Annotated in this window: 17 protein-coding genes; 6 read left to right on the plus strand and 11 right to left on the minus strand. The window is 40.0% G+C overall.

Annotation, left to right across the window (positions count from 1 at the left end):
• Positions 1-162: 162 nt before the first annotated feature.
• Positions 163-1,800 (plus strand): phosphoenolpyruvate carboxykinase (ATP), encoded by a 1,638-nt coding sequence (gene pckA, locus ASU03_RS16020; RefSeq protein ID WP_057832774.1) that lies wholly within the window; start codon positions 163-165, stop codon positions 1,798-1,800.
• A 105-nt stretch (positions 1,801-1,905) separates the two neighbouring features.
• Here the strand turns inward: pckA and envZ are convergent, their stop codons facing one another.
• The 3 genes from envZ to ASU03_RS16035 all read right to left on the minus strand — a co-directional run bounded on the left by envZ (position 1,906) and on the right by ASU03_RS16035 (position 4,594).
• A complete protein-coding gene (gene envZ, locus ASU03_RS16025; protein WP_057832775.1) occupies positions 1,906-3,195 on the minus strand; it encodes a two-component system sensor histidine kinase EnvZ in 1,290 nt (429 codons plus the stop codon).
• Positions 3,196-3,204: 9 nt separating this feature from the next.
• Entirely contained in the window at positions 3,205-3,927 is a 723-nt protein-coding gene (ompR, locus tag ASU03_RS16030; protein ID WP_057832776.1) for an osmolarity response regulator transcription factor OmpR, read from the minus strand.
• A gap of 145 nt (positions 3,928-4,072) precedes the next feature.
• The gene (locus ASU03_RS16035) at positions 4,073-4,594 is read right to left on the minus strand and encodes a hypothetical protein (RefSeq protein ID WP_057832777.1); all 522 of its coding nucleotides are present in this window, start codon (positions 4,592-4,594) and stop codon (positions 4,073-4,075) included.
• 375 nt (positions 4,595-4,969) lie between these two features.
• Between ASU03_RS16035 and ASU03_RS16040 the strand changes: the two genes are divergently transcribed.
• Positions 4,970-5,452 (plus strand): TlpA disulfide reductase family protein, encoded by a 483-nt coding sequence (locus ASU03_RS16040; RefSeq protein WP_057832778.1) that lies wholly within the window; start codon positions 4,970-4,972, stop codon positions 5,450-5,452.
• A 5-nt stretch (positions 5,453-5,457) separates the two neighbouring features.
• Here the strand turns inward: ASU03_RS16040 and ASU03_RS22125 are convergent, their stop codons facing one another.
• Together ASU03_RS22125 and ASU03_RS16045 are read right to left on the minus strand one after the other, a co-directional pair.
• A complete protein-coding gene (locus ASU03_RS22125; RefSeq protein WP_157465944.1) occupies positions 5,458-5,589 on the minus strand; it encodes a chitobiase/beta-hexosaminidase C-terminal domain-containing protein in 132 nt (43 codons plus the stop codon).
• 87 nt (positions 5,590-5,676) lie between these two features.
• A complete protein-coding gene (locus ASU03_RS16045) occupies positions 5,677-6,513 on the minus strand; it encodes a mechanosensitive ion channel family protein (protein ID WP_057832779.1) in 837 nt (278 codons plus the stop codon).
• 175 nt (positions 6,514-6,688) lie between these two features.
• Here ASU03_RS16045 and ASU03_RS16050 point away from each other — a divergent pair, with 175 nt between their 5' ends.
• Together ASU03_RS16050 and ASU03_RS16055 are read left to right on the plus strand one after the other, a co-directional pair.
• A complete protein-coding gene (locus ASU03_RS16050) occupies positions 6,689-9,253 on the plus strand; it encodes a DUF748 domain-containing protein (protein WP_057832780.1) in 2,565 nt (854 codons plus the stop codon).
• 44 nt (positions 9,254-9,297) lie between these two features.
• A complete protein-coding gene (locus ASU03_RS16055; RefSeq protein ID WP_057832781.1) occupies positions 9,298-10,011 on the plus strand; it encodes a potassium channel family protein in 714 nt (237 codons plus the stop codon).
• A 151-nt stretch (positions 10,012-10,162) separates the two neighbouring features.
• On the opposite strand, the gene ASU03_RS16060 is transcribed toward ASU03_RS16055, so the two are convergent.
• The 4 genes from ASU03_RS16060 to ASU03_RS16075 all read right to left on the minus strand — a co-directional run bounded on the left by ASU03_RS16060 (position 10,163) and on the right by ASU03_RS16075 (position 15,904).
• On the minus strand, positions 10,163-12,043 hold the full coding sequence (locus tag ASU03_RS16060; RefSeq protein ID WP_231731611.1) for a glycoside hydrolase family 3 protein: 1,881 nt from the start codon (positions 12,041-12,043) through the stop codon (positions 10,163-10,165).
• 128 nt (positions 12,044-12,171) lie between these two features.
• On the minus strand, positions 12,172-12,828 hold the full coding sequence (elbB, locus tag ASU03_RS16065) for an isoprenoid biosynthesis glyoxalase ElbB (RefSeq protein WP_057832782.1): 657 nt from the start codon (positions 12,826-12,828) through the stop codon (positions 12,172-12,174).
• A 347-nt stretch (positions 12,829-13,175) separates the two neighbouring features.
• Positions 13,176-14,417 carry a multidrug effflux MFS transporter gene (locus ASU03_RS16070; RefSeq protein ID WP_057832783.1) on the minus strand — a complete coding sequence of 414 codons (1,242 nt, stop codon included), beginning with the start codon at positions 14,415-14,417 and terminating at the stop codon, positions 13,176-13,178.
• Between the two features lie 5 nt (positions 14,418-14,422).
• Positions 14,423-15,904: an aminotransferase-like domain-containing protein gene (locus ASU03_RS16075; protein WP_057832784.1), complete on the minus strand. Its 1,482-nt coding sequence runs from the start codon at positions 15,902-15,904 to the stop codon at positions 14,423-14,425.
• 142 nt (positions 15,905-16,046) lie between these two features.
• Here ASU03_RS16075 and ASU03_RS16080 point away from each other — a divergent pair, with 142 nt between their 5' ends.
• Together ASU03_RS16080 and ASU03_RS16085 are read left to right on the plus strand one after the other, a co-directional pair.
• A complete protein-coding gene (locus ASU03_RS16080) occupies positions 16,047-16,964 on the plus strand; it encodes a DMT family transporter (RefSeq protein ID WP_057832785.1) in 918 nt (305 codons plus the stop codon).
• A gap of 527 nt (positions 16,965-17,491) precedes the next feature.
• Positions 17,492-18,460 (plus strand): class 1 fructose-bisphosphatase, encoded by a 969-nt coding sequence (locus tag ASU03_RS16085; protein WP_057832786.1) that lies wholly within the window; start codon positions 17,492-17,494, stop codon positions 18,458-18,460.
• 182 nt (positions 18,461-18,642) lie between these two features.
• On the opposite strand, the gene rlmB is transcribed toward ASU03_RS16085, so the two are convergent.
• A complete protein-coding gene (gene rlmB / locus ASU03_RS16090) occupies positions 18,643-19,398 on the minus strand; it encodes a 23S rRNA (guanosine(2251)-2'-O)-methyltransferase RlmB (RefSeq protein ID WP_057832787.1) in 756 nt (251 codons plus the stop codon).
• Between the two features lie 50 nt (positions 19,399-19,448).
• Positions 19,449-21,932: a ribonuclease R gene (rnr, locus tag ASU03_RS16095; RefSeq protein ID WP_057832788.1), complete on the minus strand. Its 2,484-nt coding sequence runs from the start codon at positions 21,930-21,932 to the stop codon at positions 19,449-19,451.
• Between the last annotated feature and the right edge of the window lie 11 nt (positions 21,933-21,943).

Raw genomic sequence — 21,943 nt, forward strand, 5'->3', positions numbered from 1 at the left:
TTATTTATAGTGAAAACGTTCACATTAAACTATTTTTTACTTTCGTTTTGATCGCTATTATCCTAAAATAGCCGGAATGAAGGCAGCGTGAAAACTTTCACGGTACACTTCATCACCTACTTACTTAAATATAAATTTGTCATACTTAGGAGTGAATTTGCTATGACCGCCCCGAAAAACTCAATTGACTTGTCACAATACGGCATCAACGATGTTAATGAAGTTGTTTATAACCCATCGTATGAGTTGCTTTTTAGTGAAGAAACTAAAGCTGGCCTTGAAGGCTTTGATAAAGGCGTAGTGACTGAACTTGGTGCAGTTAATGTAGACACGGGTATATTTACCGGTCGTTCTCCTAAAGATAAATATATTGTTCGTGATGACGTAACACGCGATACAATATGGTGGTCTGATCAAGGTAAAAATGATAACAAACCTATGACTCCTGAAACATGGGCTCATTTAAAAAGTTTAGTGACAACGCAACTTTCTGGTCAACGCTTATTTGTTGTTGATACTTATTGTGGTGCTGATGAAGCAACACGTTTAAAAGTACGTTTCATTACTCAAGTTGCTTGGCAAGCTCATTTTGTTAAGAACATGTTCATTCGCCCTACTGACGCTGAATTAGAAAGCTATGAACCTGATTTCGTCGTCATGAACGGTGCTAAAACGGTTAACGATAAGTGGCAAGAGCAAGGTTTAAACTCTGAAAACTTTGTTGCTTTCAACTTAACTGAAAAAATTCAATTGATTGGCGGTACTTGGTACGGCGGCGAAATGAAAAAAGGTATGTTCTCTATGATGAACTACTACCTTCCGCTGCAAGGTGTTGCTTCTATGCATTGTAGTGCCAACGTTGGCGAAGATGGCGATACCGCTATTTTCTTCGGCTTGTCTGGTACGGGTAAAACAACGCTTTCTACCGATCCTAAACGTCAACTTATCGGTGATGATGAACATGGTTGGGATGATAACGGCGTATTTAACTTTGAAGGCGGTTGTTATGCCAAAACAATCAACCTAAGTAAAGAAAATGAACCCGATATATACAAGGCAATCCGTCGTGATGCCTTATTAGAAAACGTTACCGTTGATGCCAATGGTAAAATTGATTTTGATGATAACTCAAAAACTGAAAACACTCGTGTTTCATACCCTATCCATCATATTGATAATATCGTTAAACCTATTTCTCGTGCGGGTCATGCTAAGAAAGTAATTTTCTTAACGGCTGATGCTTTTGGTGTTTTACCACCTGTTGCTAAATTAACACCAGAGCAAACTGAATATTACTTCCTATCAGGTTTTACCGCGAAATTAGCGGGTACTGAACGTGGTATCACCGAGCCAACACCTACGTTTTCAAGTTGTTTTGGTGCGGCTTTCTTAAGCTTGCATCCAACGCAATACGCTAAAGTATTACATAAACGTATGGCAGCAGCTGGCGCTGAAGCTTACCTAGTTAATACCGGTTGGAATGGTACTGGCAAGCGTATTTCAATTAAAGCAACTCGTGCCATCATTGATGCAATTTTAGATGGTTCTATCGATAACGCTGAAACAATAGTTATTCCAATGTTTAACCTTGAAATACCAATTAAGCTTGCCGGTGTTGAGGGTGATATTCTTGACCCACGTAATACTTACCAAGATGCCAGTGTTTGGCATGATAAAGCCGCCGCGTTAGCACAACGTTTTGTCAATAACTTTGAAAAATTCACCGATACTGACAATGGCAAAAAGTTAGTAGCCGCCGGTCCTCAACTGCAAAAAATTGAGTTAAAAGCCGTTAGCTAATCAGCTAAAAAATACCCATAAAAAAGCCACAAGTATTCACTTACTTGTGGTTTTTTTGTTTGCTCAATTGAGGCAGTGTCGCTCTCACCTGTCACGGTTAAGGACTTAGAAGCTGAGAGGCAAAGACACTTTTGCTTGTAAACCACCTGATGATTTGTTTGAGAGTTCGACTTTGCCACCATGGGTATCAACAATACGTTTAATAATAGCTAGACCTAAGCCACTGCCTTCAGTACCACGAGCGGTATCACCTTGAGTAAAAGGTTGAAATAATCGTTCAATATCGGCATCAGGAATACCGGCACCGTTATCACTGACAATAAAGAAAGCATAGTCATTCTCTACGCCAGTAAAGACATCAATTTCACCTGAGGTATAACGAAGGGCATTTTGCACTAAATTGGCAAGGGCGCGTCTAACAGCAACATGCCGTAAAGGGATTTTAGGACATTCACTGGGGTGAAACGTTATCACCCTATCACTTGGCCTTTCAACGTTCAGCACTTCATCAACCAAGACATTTAAATCGCCAAGTTCGGCCTTATCTTTAGAGTCGTGACGAAGATAATCAATAAACTGATCAATAATATTATTCATATCCTCGATATCGATTTCTATACCTTCTTTAAGAAAGCCGTCTTGATCTTGCATCATTTCACTCGCCAGCCGAATACGTGTTAATGGCGTACGCAAATCATGAGAAATACCTGCCATTAATAAATTCCGATCATCTTCGAGCTGCTTAATACCCTTAGACATATGATTAAAGGCTTGTGTTACCGCCATAATTTCAGAAGTACCTCGCTCCACTAACGGCTCAGGAAAGTCTCCTCGGCCAACATCTTCTGCCGCTATTTCTAATGACTTCAACGGTCGGTTAAGCTGTCTAACAAAAACCCAGCCGCCCATAACACTGAGTAAACCAATAACCACCATAAAGAAGATTAACGGATTAAAGTTACCTTTTTCCATACCACTGAGGGGAATTTTCACCCAAAGATGAGGGGCTTGCGGGGCGCGAATCCAAAATAAATATTCATTGCCATCAGAAATACGCACTTCTGCCTCACCACCAAGTAACAATGACATTTGCTCAGATCTATAAGGAAAATAGCCCGCACTGGCAAGACCATGCTTGATGGCCTCATCTTCTCGATAAACACCAATACCTGTTTCCTTGTGAAATGCTTGGGCCATTTTAGGGCTTAACTTGGCATCATCAATATCAATGAAAACCACCCGCACCTGTTTAGCCAACAATTGATTGATTTGCTGCTGATGTGGGTCAAAAACATAAATAGCAAAGGAAATGTAAGAAACGATTTGATTGATAAAAAGTAAAAAACCTATCAATAAAACCGTTTGCCCAAATGCACTACGAGGCAATATTTTCATACGAATAAACTAAGTAGAACTACCATCAGGGACAAAAACATAACCTAAACCCCAAACTGTTTGCAGATATCTTGGTTTAGCTGGGTCAACTTCAAGCATACGTCGCAATCTTGATACTTGTACATCAATGCTGCGCTCTAGCGCCGAGTAGTCTCTACCACGGGCAAGATTCATTAGCTTATCACGTGACAATGGCTCTCTAGGATGGGTGACTAATGCTTTTAATACCGCAAATTCACCACTGGTTAAGGGCATACTAACATCATTTTTTTTCATTTCTCGCGTAGCCAAATTTAACTCGTAGCCACCAAAAGTAACAATATTTTCTTCTAATGAAGGAGCACCAGGTGCTTCTTGCTTGCGACGACGTAATACGGCTTTTATTCGAGCCAGTAACTCTCTTGGGTTAAAGGGTTTGGGCATGTAATCATCCGCACCTAGCTCTAAGCCAATAATTCTATCTACCTCGTCTCCTTTTGCGGTTAACATAACAATGGGAATATTATTTGAGTTTTGACGTAAACGGCGGCAAATGGATAGACCGTCTTCACCTGGTAACATTAAATCGAGCACTAATAAATGAAAATTCTCACGTTCGAGTAATCGATCCATTTGTTCAGAGTTGGCGGCACTACGTACAGTAAACCCTTGTTCAACTAAATAACGCTCTAACAATGAGCGTAAACGCATATCATCATCGACGACTAAAATTTTAGGTGTCTCTTGAGGCATATTTTTTCACCTTACACGGCTTGTGGTTCGTTATATTTATAGAGTTAACGCTACTATAAGTGATATTACTTGCAATAAGAAAGTCGCAAAAGAAAAACTCCTTAAGTATTTGTTACAATTTATGTAATTCCTCAGGCCGAGGGGGCTATTTAAGATAGTGAATACTTTGCTGGGTAACGCATTGAGTAAAACTTTTTTTACGTTCCTCACGGGAAAGCGAAGACACGGATTTTTTTACTAAAAGCATCTTTTGCTCGCGCTCTACTTTTGGCAAATGGGCCAATTGCTGATGAAAACAACCAAACAGACCAAAATTTAAGGCCACATCCGATTGCATCGAATCTTCAGCTAAGCAAGCAGCTAGTTTTTCTGCCAAAATATTTTTATCCATCTCGGTGATTAAATAATTAAGCTTATAATCGACCTTGTCACTTGCTCGCACTTGATGACAACTAAAGAACATATCCGCAACGGCCACAACGGGAATTAATTGTTGATGTTGTTTACTAAAGCGCTTTGTTAGCCATTCATTATGTGCTTTATCACTATCATCCGCATTAGCGGAGGTAATAGCCGCAGTCGTGTTTGAGGAAACAAGCCACCAAGCGTGGCTAGGAAATGCGTAAAAAGTACAAAAAATTATTAATAATTTCAACTCTATTTTCATATAATTAGACTCTATAAATTTTCTGTCATGATATTTAATAATGATACTGTGTATCACCGTTTAAACTCAGTATATACCGAAACCACTTTCAGGTGCAGGGTTCAGCTGGCATTAGCAACGCCTGTAGACCGGTATTACTTACACAGCATGGGTTTTGATCAAGAGAAAAAGCTGAGGGGAATTGCGTCTGCATTATCTGTTAAGGCACTTGTTCTATCATCGGCAAGCTTTACTAAGCTAGATCAATGTCGCCTCCTTGTCGAAATCAATAAGCTAGTATAAAGTACTGCTATAATCGCCCTACTGGGCCCCTGAAAGACGCATTTTTAAATAGCTTGGCTATAGAACTTATGTGTAAATCATATAGGAAAGAGTATGCCCTATTCCCTGAAAGCCTGTGCAAAGACATTATTAATAAGCTTTTTACTCATACTTAGTGCTCTGCCTAGCTATGCTAATGCCAATGAGCCAATGGAAGAATTTGAGCAGGCCATGGCAAAATACCAAGGCAAGATAGTCTATTTAGATTTTTGGGCTTCTTGGTGTGTACCTTGCCGTAAGTCATTTCCCTGGATGAATGCCATGCAAAACAAGTATCAAGAGCAAGGTTTTGTCGTGCTGAGTATTAACCTTGATGCACAAGTAGCACTAGCTGAGCAATTTTTACAACAAACTCCAGCAAATTTTGCTGTTATTTTTGATGCTAAGGGTATCTTAGCTAAAAAATTCCAACTAAAAGGCATGCCCAGCAGTTACTTATTTGACCGTCAAGGCAAGCTCATTAGCGCACACAGCGGCTTTAATGATAAAAAACAGCAAAAGTATCAGCAAGAAATAGTACAGGCATTAGCTCAATAAGAAGGTTACTTGGTTACTGTCATAGTACGACCAGCACGTTTTTTATCTAAGGTACGGGCGCGGACTTGCACTGGGCCAGTTACTTTTACTGGCTGTTGATAAGTTTGCCACGATAATAGCCAATGGGGCTTGAAAATACCTAACTAATAAAAAAGCCTATATCAGTAAACTGAGATAGGCTTTTTAGCGCACATTAGCATGATTGCGGAATTAGCTATTAAGTATTAAGCACTCGGCGTTTGATGGATATGCACATCACGTTGTGGAAATGGAATGCTGATACCAGCTTTATCAAACTCAAGCTTCACTTTTTCCATCATATCATAGTACACACCCCAGTAATCTTCTACTTTTGTCCATGGGCGAACAAATAAATTTACTGAGCTTTCACCGTGTTCACCCACCCAAATATCAATGGCGGGATCTTTTAACACACGTTCATCTGCTTCTAACAAGGAACGTAATAACGCTTTCGCTTTGCTAATATCATCGTTATAACCAATGCCAAAAACCATATCAACACGGCGCGTACCATTAATATTAATATTGGTGACACAGCCATTAGATAACAAACCATTAGGTATGATAATACGCTGATTATCAAAGGTCTTTAATATAGTATTGAAAATTTGAATTTCTTGTACCGTACCAACATAACCTTGCGCTTTAATGGCATCACCATTTTTAAATGGACGAAATAATAAAATTAACACGCCACCAGCAAAGTTAGCCAAGCTACCTTGTAGCGCTAAACCGATCGCTAAACCTGCAGCACCTAAAACAGCAATAAGCGAAGCGGTTTGAATACCAATCATGGAAGCAAAAATGATAATTTGAATGGCTTTTAATAAGGTATTTAAAATACTTAATAAAAAGCGATGTAAGGTGATTTCAACTTCTTTCTTCGATAAACCTAATTCAACGAGATTAAGCAACCTTTTGATAATGAAGTTACCTACTAGGTAAACAACAATCGCTAATAAAAACTGTACACCAAACTGTAAGCCCATATCTCCGAGCATTTGCACGTAATGTTCGATTTTTTCTATATTGATTTCCATGAAAATGATATCCTAAACCATGTGAATTAACAGTTAATTACAATATTAACCTTTAATTCACAATAGTAAGCTTTCTACAAAATGATGTAAATTATATTCCGCTTTATTTTCACCCGGCAAGGGCAGACTTAAACACACCTTAAATATTGATTATCAACAAGGAACGTCCTCAATTATGGCAAGCTTGCTATCTTTTTTTACTCACAGATTTTTCAAAATATTGTTAGCTTTATATCTAGGTTTGTTTGCGCTTATTTGGCTAATTTCTTCACCTTTAGCTAAATATTTAATCTCCCCCATTTTAGCAGAGCAGCAATTACACTTATCTGATGATGCTAGCATACGTTTTAATCCATTCTTAATGCGCCTAACACTAAGCGACATCAATTTAATCAGTAATAAAGATACTCAGCCAGAGACAGTTTTTTCACTAGCAAAACTCAAACTTCAAATTGAGCTATGGCAGTTAGCCTTTGATAAAATAGTGTTGAGTGAGTTTTCACTTACTAAAGGCTCATTAAAAGTTACTCAGCATGATGGCCATCTAGTTATTGCCGGCATAGAAATCCCCCATTCAACAGCAGCTGAACTTAATACTGAGCAGAGTACCGAACCAACGAACGACCAAGCAATAACAGAAGCAACAGCTGAGACAGCGACAGATTTTTCTTATCAACTAGTACTACCTCATTTTCTATTGAGCCAGTTTCAGATTGAAATAGAAATAAGCAACCAAGAACAAAAAAGCAAAAACCACCATATAGAAATTGAAGAACTATCATTAAGCCTAGTCAAAGCAACACAAACGCAGCAAGAAGGTAACTTAGCGTTAACGGCATTAATTGATAAAACCTCTTTAGCTCTTTCAGCCAATGCCCAGTTAACATCAGGTAAAGGTGATATACATAGTCATCTTAGTTTAACAAACTACCCGATTGAAAAATTAGTGCGTTATGTTGAGCAACTGACCGAACTTAAAGGCTCGTTATCTTTTAATAGTCAGCAAACTATTACTCTGGCCGAACAAGGCACAAGTATTCGCGTGAAAAAGGCCAATTTAAATTTACAAAACCTAATAGTAGGCCTTGAGCAACAGCACTTAACCCTCAATAACTTAGTATTACATTTCAGCGAATTTTCTGTTGATTTACAAGACAACTTAATTACTCACTTAGCCGGAACAAGCAGCATAAAATTAACCGAGGCAGTCCTGAGCCAAAATGAGAGTAAAGCGACAATTATCGCGTTTAAACAGCTTAGCCTAGCTGATATCAATTTTGTCTTAGATGATGAACCCAGTATTGATATTACCGATATAATACTGGATGAATTTTTATTCTCTAAAAAAACCAACTTAACCGACGCCGTCGCTCGACAAGCCATGGCTAAAATTAACCAGCGTTCCGCCGAAGATGGACTTGATATTGCGGCTGAAGAAATTGTTAAATTGCCGCCGGTAATGCAGTTAAAACAATTAACGCTAAATAACCTGCATATCCATGAAAAAAGTATAACCATCAACAGCATTATCTTTGACACCTTAACTGGCGATATTATTGTTAAAGAAAACAAAGAAATTGCCAATTTAATTGCTTTGGATAATAAATCAGCCCAACAAAAAACTGATGAACCAGCCACTATAGAAGACGTCATAGTGTTAGCGGAAAACACTGCCCCTAAAACAGAAAAAATAGCGAATGATGGCTTTACTTTTAGCTTCAAAGAGTTGCATTTTATCAATGAGAGTGCATTGAACTTTACCGATTTCAGTGTTGAGCCCATCTATCAACGTACTTTATTTATCGACACCTTTGATATTGGCGCGTTGAGCAACGCTAAAGAAAAACAAGCAAAAAAAACCCCCTATACCCTGGTTGGCCGAAGTAATAAATATGCCAATTTTAACTTATCAGGCTACTTGCAACCTTTTGCCACTGTACCTAGCTACCATATAAAAGGCGACTTTAAAGAATTTTCATTACCGGCAATCTCTTCTTATCTGAAAGAGTCTACTGGTCTTGAAGTTAAAACTGGACGACTTAATACCGCCTTAGACATAACATTAATAGGTGATGAACTTGCTGGTAACGTAGTGGTTTTATTAGAGGGTTTAGAAACAGGTTTAGTGGACAGTGAAGAAGCTGGCAGCTTAATTGACCAAGGCGCATTGCCCTTAAATATGGCCATGGGTATGTTAAAAGATAGTGATGGTAATGTTGAGCTTGATGTACCGATAAGTGGCTCTACTGCAGACCCTAAATTTGGCTTAAGCAGTATTGTTACCTTAATCACCAAAAAAGCCATTATTTCTGCGACCCGAGATTACCTGCTGACCACTTTTGTTCCTTATGCCAATATAGTCTCTATCGCAATAACGGCCGGTGAATTTGCCTTAAAACTACGCTTTGATGACTTAGACTATCAAGTAAAACAAGTGGCACCAGGTAAACAGCAAGCCGCCTACTTAAAAGACTTTATCGCTTTGATGCAAGATAAAGCAGATACCCGAGTAACGATTTGCGCCATTAGTACACCTGCGGATATTGGTCTTAAGGCAGGGGTTAGCGTTAGCGACAAAGCCGCGATCAAACGTTTAATCAACCTAGGTGAACAGCGCGAACATGCCTTAAAAGACTACTTAATTGACCAAGGTAACATCGAATCATCACGCATATTATTGTGTAAACCACAAATAGATAGCGATGAGGGGGCACTGCCACGTATTGCCATCTCGGTATAACCTACTAATCCTTAACGGATAATTGAGAAACACTTTTGAAAAAAATGACTCGCCAAGATAACTTTATTTATCTCACTTTCGCTTTAATATTATTATTACTGGGCACATCATTAGCTCAACAGTTTTTTGACGATTCAGTGCCGCGTTTGGTGCAATCGACCATCATAGTGACCTTGTTAGTGGCGGTCTGGGGCGTAGACTCTAAAGATTTTGTCTTACGCAAAACGTTTATTTTCCCTTTGGCTATTTTGGTGTTTTCTTTTTTTGGCGCCTGGCTCGATGATGCTGGCTTTGATCAGTTGTATTTGCTGTTACTACTGAGTTTTTTTATTTCGAGCGCCTTACGAACCGCTAAACAAGTGTTATTTACGGGTGATATTGATGGTAATAAGATTTTAGGTGCCATTTGTTTATATTTATTATTAGGCCTAATTTGGGCGGTACTATACACCCTAGTACAACTAAGCTTTCCCGGCTCTTTTACTCATATCAGCAGTGATAGTGCCTGGTTTACCTTGTTTCCTGATTTTATCTACTTCTCGTTTGTCACCATCACCACCCTAGGTTTTGGCGATATTACGCCGCTTTCACCTATTTCTCGCTTTTTAGTCTATTTCGAAGCCATCGTTGGTCAGTTTTATTTGGCTATTTTAGTGGCTAGCTTAGTGGGCTCTCATATAAGTAACCTGAGTAAGAACGCTAACTCCGCTAAGCTGGCAAAACAACGATACAGCGACAAAAAAACACCCGCTAAATGATAAGGCTATGACAATGAACAACCGGCAAGCATTAACCACTGGACTGGCTAAACCAAACGCCTGCAGCAACACCTTCTTTTAAATCAGTTTGTTACATTATAGACAACAGTGTTCTACAACAGAGCCTAATTAATGGTGTCAGCAATAACCGCTAATTTTTCAAGGTCACCGGCAGCTTACCTTGCGCTTTCCCTTCGTTAAAAATCACCTGCAGACTAGCATTAAAACCTGGGCTTATCGCCTGTTGATGATTATCTTGATAGATCCTATCATCAAAATTCAACAAGACGACATCCGCTAAGTTACTATATTCATTTATCAAGAAAGGTGATCCCTTAGCAATAAGTATTACCGGAGTATTTAGCTTATTCGCCAGCGTAAGTTGCTGCTTCAATAAGCTCGCATAGCTTAACTTTTGCTGTTGTTGCGCTGTACTACCGTAACTAGGTGTTAAGTCATCCATACCACCTAAATCAACCAAACTTGCGGTTTTGATATCCACCGTAGCAATAACAATATCGGCATTATTTATTAAAAGCTCAGTCTCAACCGTAGCCTTGGTCGTGTCAGCAACAAAGTGACTTATTTTTATAGTGGCCAACTCTATTGAGCATAGTTTTGTCGCTAAGGCATTAGTTGCCGCATACGTTAGCGCGACTAATTCTTGCTGATTGGCCACGACAAAATGTAAGCGTTTAATGGCTGAGACATTAAGCGGTAGCAGCTGGTTATTTTTCAATAGGGTCACGGCGGCATCAGCCAGAGCTTGCTCGGTATTAATATGCTGATCATTGGCAATAATAGCTTTAGCTGTTAGTACTTGCTGCGCTAGTGAGTCATTATTCATTGTTATATATTGTTTTTTATAATCATTAAGCCTAGCTATTGATTGCTCAAATTCAGCCAACTGATAATCACCCTGCTTAATACGCTGGTTTAATTCCTTGGCGACGGCTTTAATAAAGACATTAAAGGCAGCAACATCCTCTGGGGTTCGAACCTTAAACGGCATAACAGCAAGATCGGCGCCAGCGATAAAGGTTTCTACCACGGCTTCAACCTCGCTAAAAAAGTGGCTAATGCCCGCCATATCTAGAGCATCGGTAGCAATAATGCCCTCAAAATCCATTTCCTCCCTTAACAAGTGAGTTAAAATTTTACGGGACATGGTTGCTGGCCGAATGAGTTTTTCGCCACGTCTACTGACAAAAAAACTGTCATCCAGTGCCGGATATTGAATATGAGCCGTCATGATCATCGCTGGCTTAGCGTGTTTAATGGCCCAAACAAAAGGGGCCAGATCAATTTTATCTATGCTAGCTCTATCATGGTCAACGCGAGGTAAACCTAAGTGACTATCAACATGGGTATCGCCATGGCCGGGGAAGTGTTTTAACGTGGCCATCACACCTTGCGCTTGTATAGCGTTAACTGCGCTAGCGCCCAACTCAGCCACTTGCTGTGGCGACTCACCAAAAGAGCGAGTATTAATCACTGGGTTATCAACATTGGTATTTACATCAACCACGGGCGCATAGTTATTATTAATACCTAAGGCTTTTAGCTCTTTGGCGATAACACTATTTACTTGCCTAGCAAAGTAAACTCCGTGCTGGGGATAGCTAGCGCCAATGGCCATATTACCCGCAAAGCCGGTCATTTTAGCAAAACGGGCAACACGACCGCCCTCTTGATCCATAGAGATAATTAATGGCTGGCCTTGATCTGATCTTACTGCCGCTTGTTGGATGTCATAAGTTAACTTAACCACTTGTGCTATCTCTTGCACATTTTCAGAAAATAACACAATACCACCAACATTGGTGGTGCTAATCAATTGTGCCAGGGCTTGGGGAAGTTCGGTAACGGCTTGTCGACAATGTTTTGCTGTCGGCACACTGGACTTGCCATTTATATCTGGGCAAAAGTAGCGTATATCTAGGGACATTTTTTCGGCTATTTGTCGCTCAAACTTGCTAAAAACTAATGTTGTAGATAACAAAGTGCTGCTGGACTTATTATTAGGAGTCATATTTTTTATTGTCGCCTGGCTTTGACCAGCGCTTAGCGCCATTAAAGCTATTATAAACCTACTTACCACGAAATAAGTGGCTGTTTTATGCGGTAGCTTATTGGCGCGTTTAGCCATCAACATAACACCTATTCGCTAAAGGCAAGCACATATTTTACCAGTTTATTAATACCCACTGCCGCTTCACTAATCGAATCAGCTAACATATACGCGGGTGTCGTCACCACTTTATTCGCTTCGTCAACCACGACATTTTCAACAGCACATTCAATATGAGTTAAACCCTTAGCACTAATTAACGCTGCCGTCGCATTATCTTTGCCAATAGTACCTTTTACGCCTTTAGGGTACACCAGGGGTAATAAAGCAGGCGCTATACACATATAACCGGCCGGTTTTGCTACCTTGGCAAAGGCTTTAGCCGCGATAAGCACTTGCTTATGAACACTATAATTATCATTATCTAAAGCAAAACTGCTTAAGTTTTTAGCGGCGCCAAAGCCGCCAACAAAAATGATAGCATCGAAATCTTGCTCACGTAATTCAATTAAATCCTCAACATCGCCACGATTAATGCGCGCAGCTTCAACCAAGACATTACGGCTTTCATCTTTGCTCACTTCACCGTTAAGGTGATTAATAACATGATGCTGCGCTATATTTGGTGCAAAACAACTATAGCTTGCGCCCTGCTGTTCTATCGCCAATAAGGTTAATACTGCTTCATGAATTTCACTGCCGTCGTACACACCACAACCGCTTAAGATAACTGCTATATTTTTCATTATTGAACCTTTCTTTTAGGCTACTTTTAGGTCTTTTAAACACTAAAGTAAACCATTAACTGACAACATAAGACTACCGAGTGTTAGTAGCGTTAAAACGTTGGATGAACTTCACTATTATCGGCGGTAAACATACCCGCCACAAGCACTTAAGATAACCGCTATATTTTTCATTATTGATGCTCGGTACTTACCGTATTTAAACTATTTTTATTACTAAACCATACAATTAACTGACAGCATAACACTACCGAGTATTAGTAGAATTAAAGCGTTGGATATACTTCACTACTATCGGCGGTAAACATACCCGCCACAAGCACTTAAGATAACCGCTATATTTTTCATTATTGATGCTCGGTACTTACCGTATTTAAACTATTTTTATTACTAAACCATACAATTAACTGACAGCATAACACTACCAATACCGCGAATAACATTAACAAGGCAAACGGCTTAGCGCTGCCATCATAGAAAAACGCCAGAATAGGACCAGCTAAAGCGCCAATGCCCCAACGAAGGGTACCTATTACTGCGGTAACCGTACCCGAGTGTTCGGGAAATTTGGTAAGAATTAAGGCATCACTATTTACCGCGATCAAGGAGATACTGCCCATTAACGGAAAAATCGCCACCACGGTATACACTAAGGGAAATTGTAATACATTCACCAATGCTAAAGCTGTGGCAGCAAAGACTGCAAGGCTTAAACCACAACGCAACATAGTTCGAGAGCCTTTGTGCACGACAAAGCGGATATTGGTAAAATGTGCAATCATTAAGGCGAAAATATTTAACGCGAATAACAAACTAAAGCTGTACTCAGAGACAGCAAAAACCTTTAAATACACATAAGGAATTGCGGTAATGTAAGCAAAGAAAGCCAGTGATATCATCATTGAAGTAATAATATCTAATCTTGCCTCAACATTGCTTAAGACAATTTTATAACGCTGAATAAAGCTCAATTGAACTTTTACGTTAACAGGCTTGTGCTCATCGCCTTCACTAGCAATACTACCGGCATCCGGTAAATACTTCATCACTAACAACAAGACGATAAAGCTATAAGCCGCGAGTACATAAAAAATCAGCTGCCAGCTATGAGTTAGCAATAACACACTGCCAATACCGGGCGCTACCATAGGTGCTAACATCATGATCATACTGACATAAGAAAGCCCTTTAGCCGTGTCTTTACCGTAATATTCACGCACTGCTCCTGGCACTACCACAGTTGCCGCGCTACTAATAAAGGCTTGCATAAACCTGACCGTTAGAAATTGCTCAATATTACTGACCATAGGCAGTAATAAACTGCAAAGAACAAAACCACCAATACCGAGTATGACTAATTTTCGGCGAGAATATTTATCCGCCATAGGGCCAAATAAAATCAAACCCAACGCATAGCCGAGTAGATAAATACTCAAGCTATTTTGTACCATGGACATTGGTGTATTTAGGTGCTCAGCCAAGGTTGGCATTGCCGGTAGGTACATATCAACCGCTAGCGGAGAAATAGCTAAAACAGCCGCCAATAGCGGCAATAATAACTTTAAAGATACTTTAAGTTGTGTTGTCATAACCCTTATACCAACTTGGCTGTTTTGCTGTGCGGTTGTTTTTGCTGACTAGTGAATTCAAACACCAATGCACCTAATGTTTTAATCGCCGTTTCAACCTCCTCGCCCCATTTCACGCCAAAGCTGACTCGCATGTAGTTTTGATATTTACCTGAGGGTGAAAATATTGCTCCTGGGGCAAAACTTACCCCTTGGGCTAACGCCTGTTGAAAAAACTCACCGGTATTGACATGTGATTGACAACGCAGCCAAAGTACACTGCCCCCTTGGGGTTTTGAAATACACACCTCTTTAGGAAAGTGTTCCGCAATTAACGCCCGCATGCGTTCACAGTTATACGCTAGGGTCTTGCGTAAGACACAAAGGTGGCGATCATAATCGCCACTGAGTAAATACTCATTTAAGGTCCACTGCTGTAACATTGAGGTAGAACAGGATTGTGCCCGCTTAATACGTTTGGCCTGCTCTTCAAATTTACCAGGCAATAACCAACCAATACGATAACCTGGTGCGGCGGTTTTTGAAAACGACGAACACGTCATCACTAGACCCTTTTCAGAGTAAAGCTGAGCCGGTTTTGGCTTTTTGTCGGTAAAATATATTTCGCTATAAACATCATCTTCAATCAAGGGGATATTATGCTGCTCTAACAGCATCACCATAGCTTGACGTTGCTCATCCGATTTCATTGAACCAAGCGGATTATTTATTGCCGTAGAAAATAAACAGGCGGCTATCTTATGTTGGCCAATGGCCTGTGATAACTCATCAAAACCAACACCGTCTTCGGTACAGGTATAGACTTCTAAGGCTTTCATGCCTAAGGTTTCAATCAATTCGATAATGCCAAAAAAACACGGCGATTCGATGGCAATAATATCTCCACGTTGGGCGACACATTGCAGCGCAATAGATAATGCTTCTTGGGCACCATTAGTGATAACAATATCATCTGGATGTATATCAACACCTTGATCTTGATACCTGAATGCCAGCTGCATACGTAACTTGGCATCACCGGTAACTGGGCCATAACTCACTGCTTTTTCTGATACTTTACTTAACACCGAGCGCATTAATCTGGCAAGGGTCTTGTCGGGTGGGTGTGCCTGAATAGGATTAGAGATGCCCAAGGCGACTGTATTAGGTAAATGCACGGCGGCATGAACTTGCTCGATCATGCTGCGCCCTTTTACTTCTGCTGGTTTGCATTGTGACCATTTGGCTGGCCTGGGTTTTAATGTTCTTGCTTGCGCCGCTTGTAGATAATAACCCGATTGTGGCTTGGCACTTACCCGCCCTTGTCGCTCTAATTCAATATATGCTTGTTTCACTGTTGGCACACTGATTTCGAACTGACGGCTTAATTTTCGTAAACTAGGCAATTTATCACCTGGTTGCAACGCACCAATTTTTTGCTGGTGTTCGATAAAATCAATTACTTGCTGATACAAATATGCCGAAGAACTTTTGTCTAATAACTTCATCTGTTTCTCATAATATACGCCTTGATTATAAGCGCAAACTGTATAGGTTACATTTTCAGTTTTCTGTATATGTCATTACATCAAATTATCATTACAATGTCACTTTTATCCAGTTAGTTCTCAGTTATAGGGTGTGAAATTAATGAGCAATAGTGTTTTATATATAATTACGGTAATTATTTGGGGCTCAACTTGGATCGCTATTAATTATCAATTAGGTGAGGTAGCTGCTGAAGTGTCTATTGTTTATCGCTTTGGTTTTGCTGCGTTAGTCATGTTTGCTTATTGTCGTGTTAAAAAATTACCGCTGTCATTTTCTGCCAAACAACATGTGCAACTATTCGCTTTCGGTTTGACCTTATTTGGCTGTAACTACTATTTACTTTATAACGCGCAAACATATATTAATTCAGCACTGACTAGTATTGCTTTTTCGACCCTAATGATAGTCAATATACTTAATGCTCGCCTTTGGTTTAAAACCCGTATTCCCAGCCAAGTTTATCTTGGTGGCGCCCTCGGTTTAGTCGGCATTATTACGCTATTTTGGCCACAAATAAGCCATGTACAATTTGCTGACAATACCTTATTAGGCTTAGGCTTGTGTTTCATTGGTGTTATCTTTGCTTCGACCGGCAACATGATCTCGATTAAAAATCAACACAATAATATGCCGGTACTACCTGCCACTGCTTGGGGTATGTTATATGGCTGTTTATTTATGTTAGTAGTAGCACTTATTCAAGGTCAAGAGTTTAACTTTTCTTATACCCTGCCCTATATTAGTTCATTATTATATTTATCAATATTTGGTTCAGTTATCGCTTTTGGTTGTTACTTAACCTTGCTGGCGCGTATTGGCGCTCATAAAGCATCTTATACGACCATTATGTTTCCTGCCGTTGCCGTGGTTATTTCAAGCGTGGTCGAAGGTTTTACTTGGGATAGTTATACTTTTATTGGCTTAGGCTTAATGTTAGCGGGTAATTTGGTGGTACTAGCCAACCCGGGAATATTAAAACGCTTCAGTTTTAGCCGTTTAAAAACCAGAGAAGTATAGCAAAACCTTTAAATTAATCCCGTTAGGCATGTTAAAGCAAAGGACAAACTTGCTATAATATACCCGTCACCATTCAAAGTGCTCGATTTCAGTGGGAATTAACATGGCTTTAGGCAAGGAAAATAATTGAAGCATAGTCATGCTATGGTTTAATTATTTAACGCGGTATAAAGTCAATTTAAACCCATCGAAGAAGCGTTTGAGCAACATCACTTCATCGTTGCTGTAACTCATAATGGAACAACCATTATTTCATCACAGCGCCTTGCATTGAAATTGCTCAAGCACTCTGAAACATGCATATTGAATGGTTACGGGTATAAATAGCCGCTACCAATCAAGATGCATGTTGCAAAGTGCTCTTTCAACGGTACCGGCATATAAGTCGCTTCAAATGATTAGATGAAACATGAGACGACTTTTCTTAGATATTAGTCGGTAAAATTTGCCTTGTTCCCGGGTAAATAGATACCGCCAAACTAATTCAAACTTAGCCAATCAACTTTAAAAGTAATTTAGGTAACCTAATGCAACGACTAGCCCCAGCTTTACGTCAAGACAATGTACCTCTTGATTTAATTTCATTAATAAAAACTATTTTAGCTGCCACGAAAGAGATTTCGTTTCGTGTTAGCCAAGGCCACTTAGGTGATGTCATGGGCTCAACCCTGGATGAAAACATTCAAGGTGAAGTGCAGAAAAAACTAGATGTGATTGCTAATGATTTATTTAAAGATATCTTACTTGAGTCTGGTTTTGTTAAAGCCATTTCATCAGAAGAAGAAGACCATTCAGTTGCTGGTGATGAAAACGGTAAATATATTGTTTCTTTTGATCCCCTTGATGGTAGCTCGAACATCGATATCAATTCATTAATTGGTACTATTTTCTCCATTCATGAAGCACCTACAGATATTGCTGCTGGTGATGATGATATGTTCAAACAAGCAGGTAATAGCCAAGTTTGTGCTGGTTATGTGCTTTATGGCCCATCAACTATGTTAGTGATGACCACAGGTAGTGGTACACACTTTTATGTCTTAGACAAAACTCATGGTGCCTTCTTATTGGTAGAGCGTAATGTACAAGTTCCTGCTGATACGCAAGAATTTGCCATTAACATGTCAAACCAACGTTTTTGGCAAGCACCAATGCAAAACTACATTAGTGATTTACTCGCTGGTGATACCGGTCCACGTGGTAAGAACTTTAATATGCGCTGGATTGCTGCCATGGTGGGTGATATTCATCGAGTATTATGTCGCGGTGGTATTTTCACTTACCCAGCTGATAGCAGAAAAGCAGAGCAACCATACAAGCTACGTTTAATGTATGAAGCCAATCCTATGGCATTTTTACTTGAACAAGCTGGCGGTTTAGCCATGACTAGTCAAGGCCGTATTATGGATATTGAACCCGATAGCATACATCAACGTGTTGAAGTTATTATGGGCTCTAGAAACGAAGTAGAGAAATGTTTAAGCTACTATAAATAACCTCAACTCGGCTTAAGGTAATGAAGAGCCATGAAGCCGAGTTCGCGTTAATTAAAACTTCTCAGTAAAATACTGACTGAGAAAACAGATCCAATAAAAAGGCTTATTGTTATCAACAATAAGCCTTTTTTATCAATAAAGTTCCCTTTTATAAAGATTCACCGTCCTTAGTGACGCCACCATTAAACTAAACGTTGGCGTACCATTTCAAACAAACAAATGCCTGTTGCCACTGATACATTCAAACTAGAAACACTCCCAGCCATAGGCAACTTAACTAATTGATCACAATTTTCACGAGTCAATCGGCGCATACCTTTACCTTCTGCGCCCATAACCAGTGCCATAGGACCAGAAAGTTTGACATCATATAAACAAGTGTCAGTTTCCCCGGCAGTGCCAACAATCCATACACCTTGCTGTTGCAGGTATTTCATCGTTCTTGATAAGTTAGTGACTTGCACTAAAGGCACACTCTCTACCGCTCCGACGGCAACTTTACGCACGGTTGGGGTTATTTGTGCGGCATTGTCTTTTGGTACTATAATGGCTTGTACGCCAGCAGCATCAGCATTACGTAAACAAGCACCTAGATTATGTGGATCGGTTACACCATCTAAGATAAGCAGAAATGGCGGAACACCTTTTTTCTCTGCGGCTTGTAAAATGTCATCTAGATCATTTTCGTTATAGACTTTTCCGGGTCTAACACGAGCAACTACGCCTTGGTGCTGTTCACCTTCACTTTTTTCATCCAGTACTTTACGACTGACCAATTGAGTACCAATACCGTATTTACGAGTTAAGTTTATGATTGGCATCATGCGATCATCTTCACGACCTTTTAATAGCCAAATTTCAATAAAACGCTCTGGTGCTACGTTTATTAAGGCATTAACTGCATGAATACCAAAAACTAACTCTTCATTTTTTGCCATGATCTTTCTCTGTCTTTAAATTAATAACCGAAGTAATAGGGTTTATTTCACTATGTTGTGGTATTGCTCTTGGTACTCTTGCGGGCATTTTTCCCTGGGCGTTTTTTACGGGCACTGCGCTTTTTCACTTTACTCTTCTCTTTTGGCTTTTCTTTTGCAGAGCCTTTAGACTTGCCTTTAGTTTTACTTTTTTTGGCTTTACTGGCGCGATCACCCGAGCTAGCTGTTGACTTGGCCTCAGTTGATTTTTCCGTTGAGCGCCTAGCGCCCTTACCTTTAGATTTTCCTGTAGACTTACTTTTAGCGCGCGAAGAGCCTTTATTTTCACTATCAGAATCAACACCATCAAGTCGCAAGTCTATTTTCTTTTCATCTAGATTAACCGCGGCAACCTGCACGCGGATTTCATCGCCAACACGGAATTTATTGCCACTATTTTCACCCGTTAAACACATACGGACATCATCATAATGATAAAAATCACGGCCAAGAGAAGTGATATGAACTAAACCTTCAATATGTAAATCTTGTAAACGAACAAACAAACCAAAGTTAGTAACCGTTGAAATAACGCCGTTAAAGCTATCACCAACATGGTCTTGCATAAACTCACATTTGAGCCAATCAGCAACATCGCGAGTAGCTTCATCGGCGCGTCGCTCGGTCATAGAGCAATGTTCGCCCAGCTCAATCACTTCTGCCAATGAGTATTGATAAAAGCCTTGGTTAGCAGCATTTTTTGCTTCTTTTTCAAGAATAGCCTTAATCACTCGATGCACCACTAAATCAGGGTAGCGACGAATAGGGGAGGTAAAATGACTGTATGAGGGCAGCGCTAAACCAAAATGTCCTTCGTTATCACTTTGATAAACCGCTTGGCGCATTGAGCGTAATAACATGGTTTGAATAAGCTCTTGATCCGGACGACCTGCCACTTTCGCAAGGATTTCACCATAATCTCTTGGCTCTGGCTCTTCTTTTACCGGCATTGATAAACCCAGCTCATTTAAGTAAGTAATAAAGTTACGGTACTTGTCTTCATTGGGTTTTTCATGGACACGGAATAGGCCAGGAATTTCATGCTTTTCAATAAATTTTGCTGTCGCTACGTTGGCCAAGATCATACATTCTTCAATGATTTTATGAGCATCATTGCGAATAAGTGCCTCAACACTTTGTATTTTTTTATCTTCATTAAAGATAAAAATAGACTCTTGGGTTTCAAAAGCGATGGCGCCACGCTGAAGACGGGCATCGCTTAGCGCGTGATACATGTCTTCAAGATTTTTCAAATCAGGCACTAAGCTTTGAAATTCTTGACAAAGCGCTTCATCTCCGTCAAGAATAGCGGCGACTTTAGTGTAAGTAAAACGGGCGTGCGAACGCATCACTGCTGGATAAAACTTACTGCCTGATAATTTCCCCGCCGCGCTCACCGTCATTTCACAGACCATACATAAACGGTCGACATCCGGTTTTAGTGAACATAAACCATTAGAGAGTTTCTCTGGCAACATAGGAATAACTTGGCTGGGAAAATAGACCGAATTCCCCCGAGAGATGGCCTCATCGTCTAAGGCAGTACCATCTTTTACATAATAACTGACATCGGCAATAGCAACCCATAAGCGCCAACCACCGGATTTTTTCGGCTGACAATAGACCGCATCATCAAAATCCCGGGCATCTTCACCATCAATGGTCACTAGGGGTAAATCACGTAGGTCTTTGCGTGGCAGTTTAGCTGACTCTTCAACCTCATCCGCAATACCCGCAACTTCGGCTTGTACCGTATGAGAGAATTGATGTGGTAGATCATGAGCACGTAAGGCGATTTCGATTTCCATGCCTGGCGCTAGATGATCCCCTAACACTTCAATAACTTTACCAATAGCTTGGGAACGTCTAGTTGGTCTTTGTACTAATTCCACCACCACCATTTGACCGTGGCGAGCACCCAGTTTTGCTTGTGGGTCGATTAACACTTTTTGTTTAATCTTACTGTCTTCAGCGACAACCGAACAAACATGGTGATCAATATATAAGCGCCCTACTATTGGCGCTTTTCTTGGTTCAATAACCTCAATGATTTTGACTTCTTTACGACCCTTACGATCGGTACGGTCAACCAAAATAGCTTGGACAATATCACCATGAAAAACACGCTGCATTTCATGGGACGAAATATAAAAGTCTTTGCCCTTTTTATCTGTTATTGATGAATCATCCGGAGAAAAGAAACCAAAACCGTCCCTATGGCCAATAACTTTGCCGGTTAACAGGCTATTTTTTTCCGGCAAGGCGTATTGTTTAAATTTATTAAAAATTAACTGACCACTATTTTCCATAGCGCGTAAACGACGTTTTAAACCAATAAGTTGGTATTCTTCATCATACTTTAGTGTTTTAAGCAGGCTATTAAAACTGGGTGGTGGCGAGCATTTTTCGATGATTGATAGCAATAATTCGCGTGAGGCAACTGGCTTATCGTATTTTTTAGCTTCGCGTTTAGCGTGTGGATCGTTATAGGTCACTATAAAGGGTC

Source organism: Colwellia sp. TT2012 (assembly GCF_001440345.1).
In the GTDB taxonomy this organism is placed as follows: Bacteria; Pseudomonadota; Gammaproteobacteria; order Enterobacterales; family Alteromonadaceae; genus Colwellia.

What these genes read in the sequence shown, in the direction of transcription:
- pckA (WP_057832774.1), top strand. Translation starts at nt 163, where the DNA reads ATGACCGCCCCGAAAAACTCAATTGACTTGTCACAATACGGCATCAAC.
- envZ (WP_057832775.1), bottom strand. Translation starts at nt 3,195, where the DNA reads ATGAAAATATTGCCTCGTAGTGCATTTGGGCAAACGGTTTTATTGATA.
- ompR (WP_057832776.1), bottom strand. Translation starts at nt 3,927, where the DNA reads ATGCCTCAAGAGACACCTAAAATTTTAGTCGTCGATGATGATATGCGT.
- ASU03_RS16035 (WP_057832777.1), bottom strand. Translation starts at nt 4,594, where the DNA reads ATGAAAATAGAGTTGAAATTATTAATAATTTTTTGTACTTTTTACGCA.
- ASU03_RS16040 (WP_057832778.1), top strand. Translation starts at nt 4,970, where the DNA reads ATGCCCTATTCCCTGAAAGCCTGTGCAAAGACATTATTAATAAGCTTT.
- ASU03_RS16045 (WP_057832779.1), bottom strand. Translation starts at nt 6,513, where the DNA reads ATGGAAATCAATATAGAAAAAATCGAACATTACGTGCAAATGCTCGGA.
- ASU03_RS16050 (WP_057832780.1), top strand. Translation starts at nt 6,689, where the DNA reads ATGGCAAGCTTGCTATCTTTTTTTACTCACAGATTTTTCAAAATATTG.
- ASU03_RS16055 (WP_057832781.1), top strand. Translation starts at nt 9,298, where the DNA reads ATGACTCGCCAAGATAACTTTATTTATCTCACTTTCGCTTTAATATTA.
- ASU03_RS16060 (WP_231731611.1), bottom strand. Translation starts at nt 12,043, where the DNA reads ATGACTCCTAATAATAAGTCCAGCAGCACTTTGTTATCTACAACATTA.
- elbB (WP_057832782.1), bottom strand. Translation starts at nt 12,828, where the DNA reads ATGAAAAATATAGCAGTTATCTTAAGCGGTTGTGGTGTGTACGACGGC.
- ASU03_RS16070 (WP_057832783.1), bottom strand. Translation starts at nt 14,417, where the DNA reads ATGACAACACAACTTAAAGTATCTTTAAAGTTATTATTGCCGCTATTG.
- ASU03_RS16075 (WP_057832784.1), bottom strand. Translation starts at nt 15,904, where the DNA reads ATGAAGTTATTAGACAAAAGTTCTTCGGCATATTTGTATCAGCAAGTA.
- ASU03_RS16080 (WP_057832785.1), top strand. Translation starts at nt 16,047, where the DNA reads ATGAGCAATAGTGTTTTATATATAATTACGGTAATTATTTGGGGCTCA.
- ASU03_RS16085 (WP_057832786.1), top strand. Translation starts at nt 17,492, where the DNA reads ATGCAACGACTAGCCCCAGCTTTACGTCAAGACAATGTACCTCTTGAT.
- rlmB (WP_057832787.1), bottom strand. Translation starts at nt 19,398, where the DNA reads ATGGCAAAAAATGAAGAGTTAGTTTTTGGTATTCATGCAGTTAATGCC.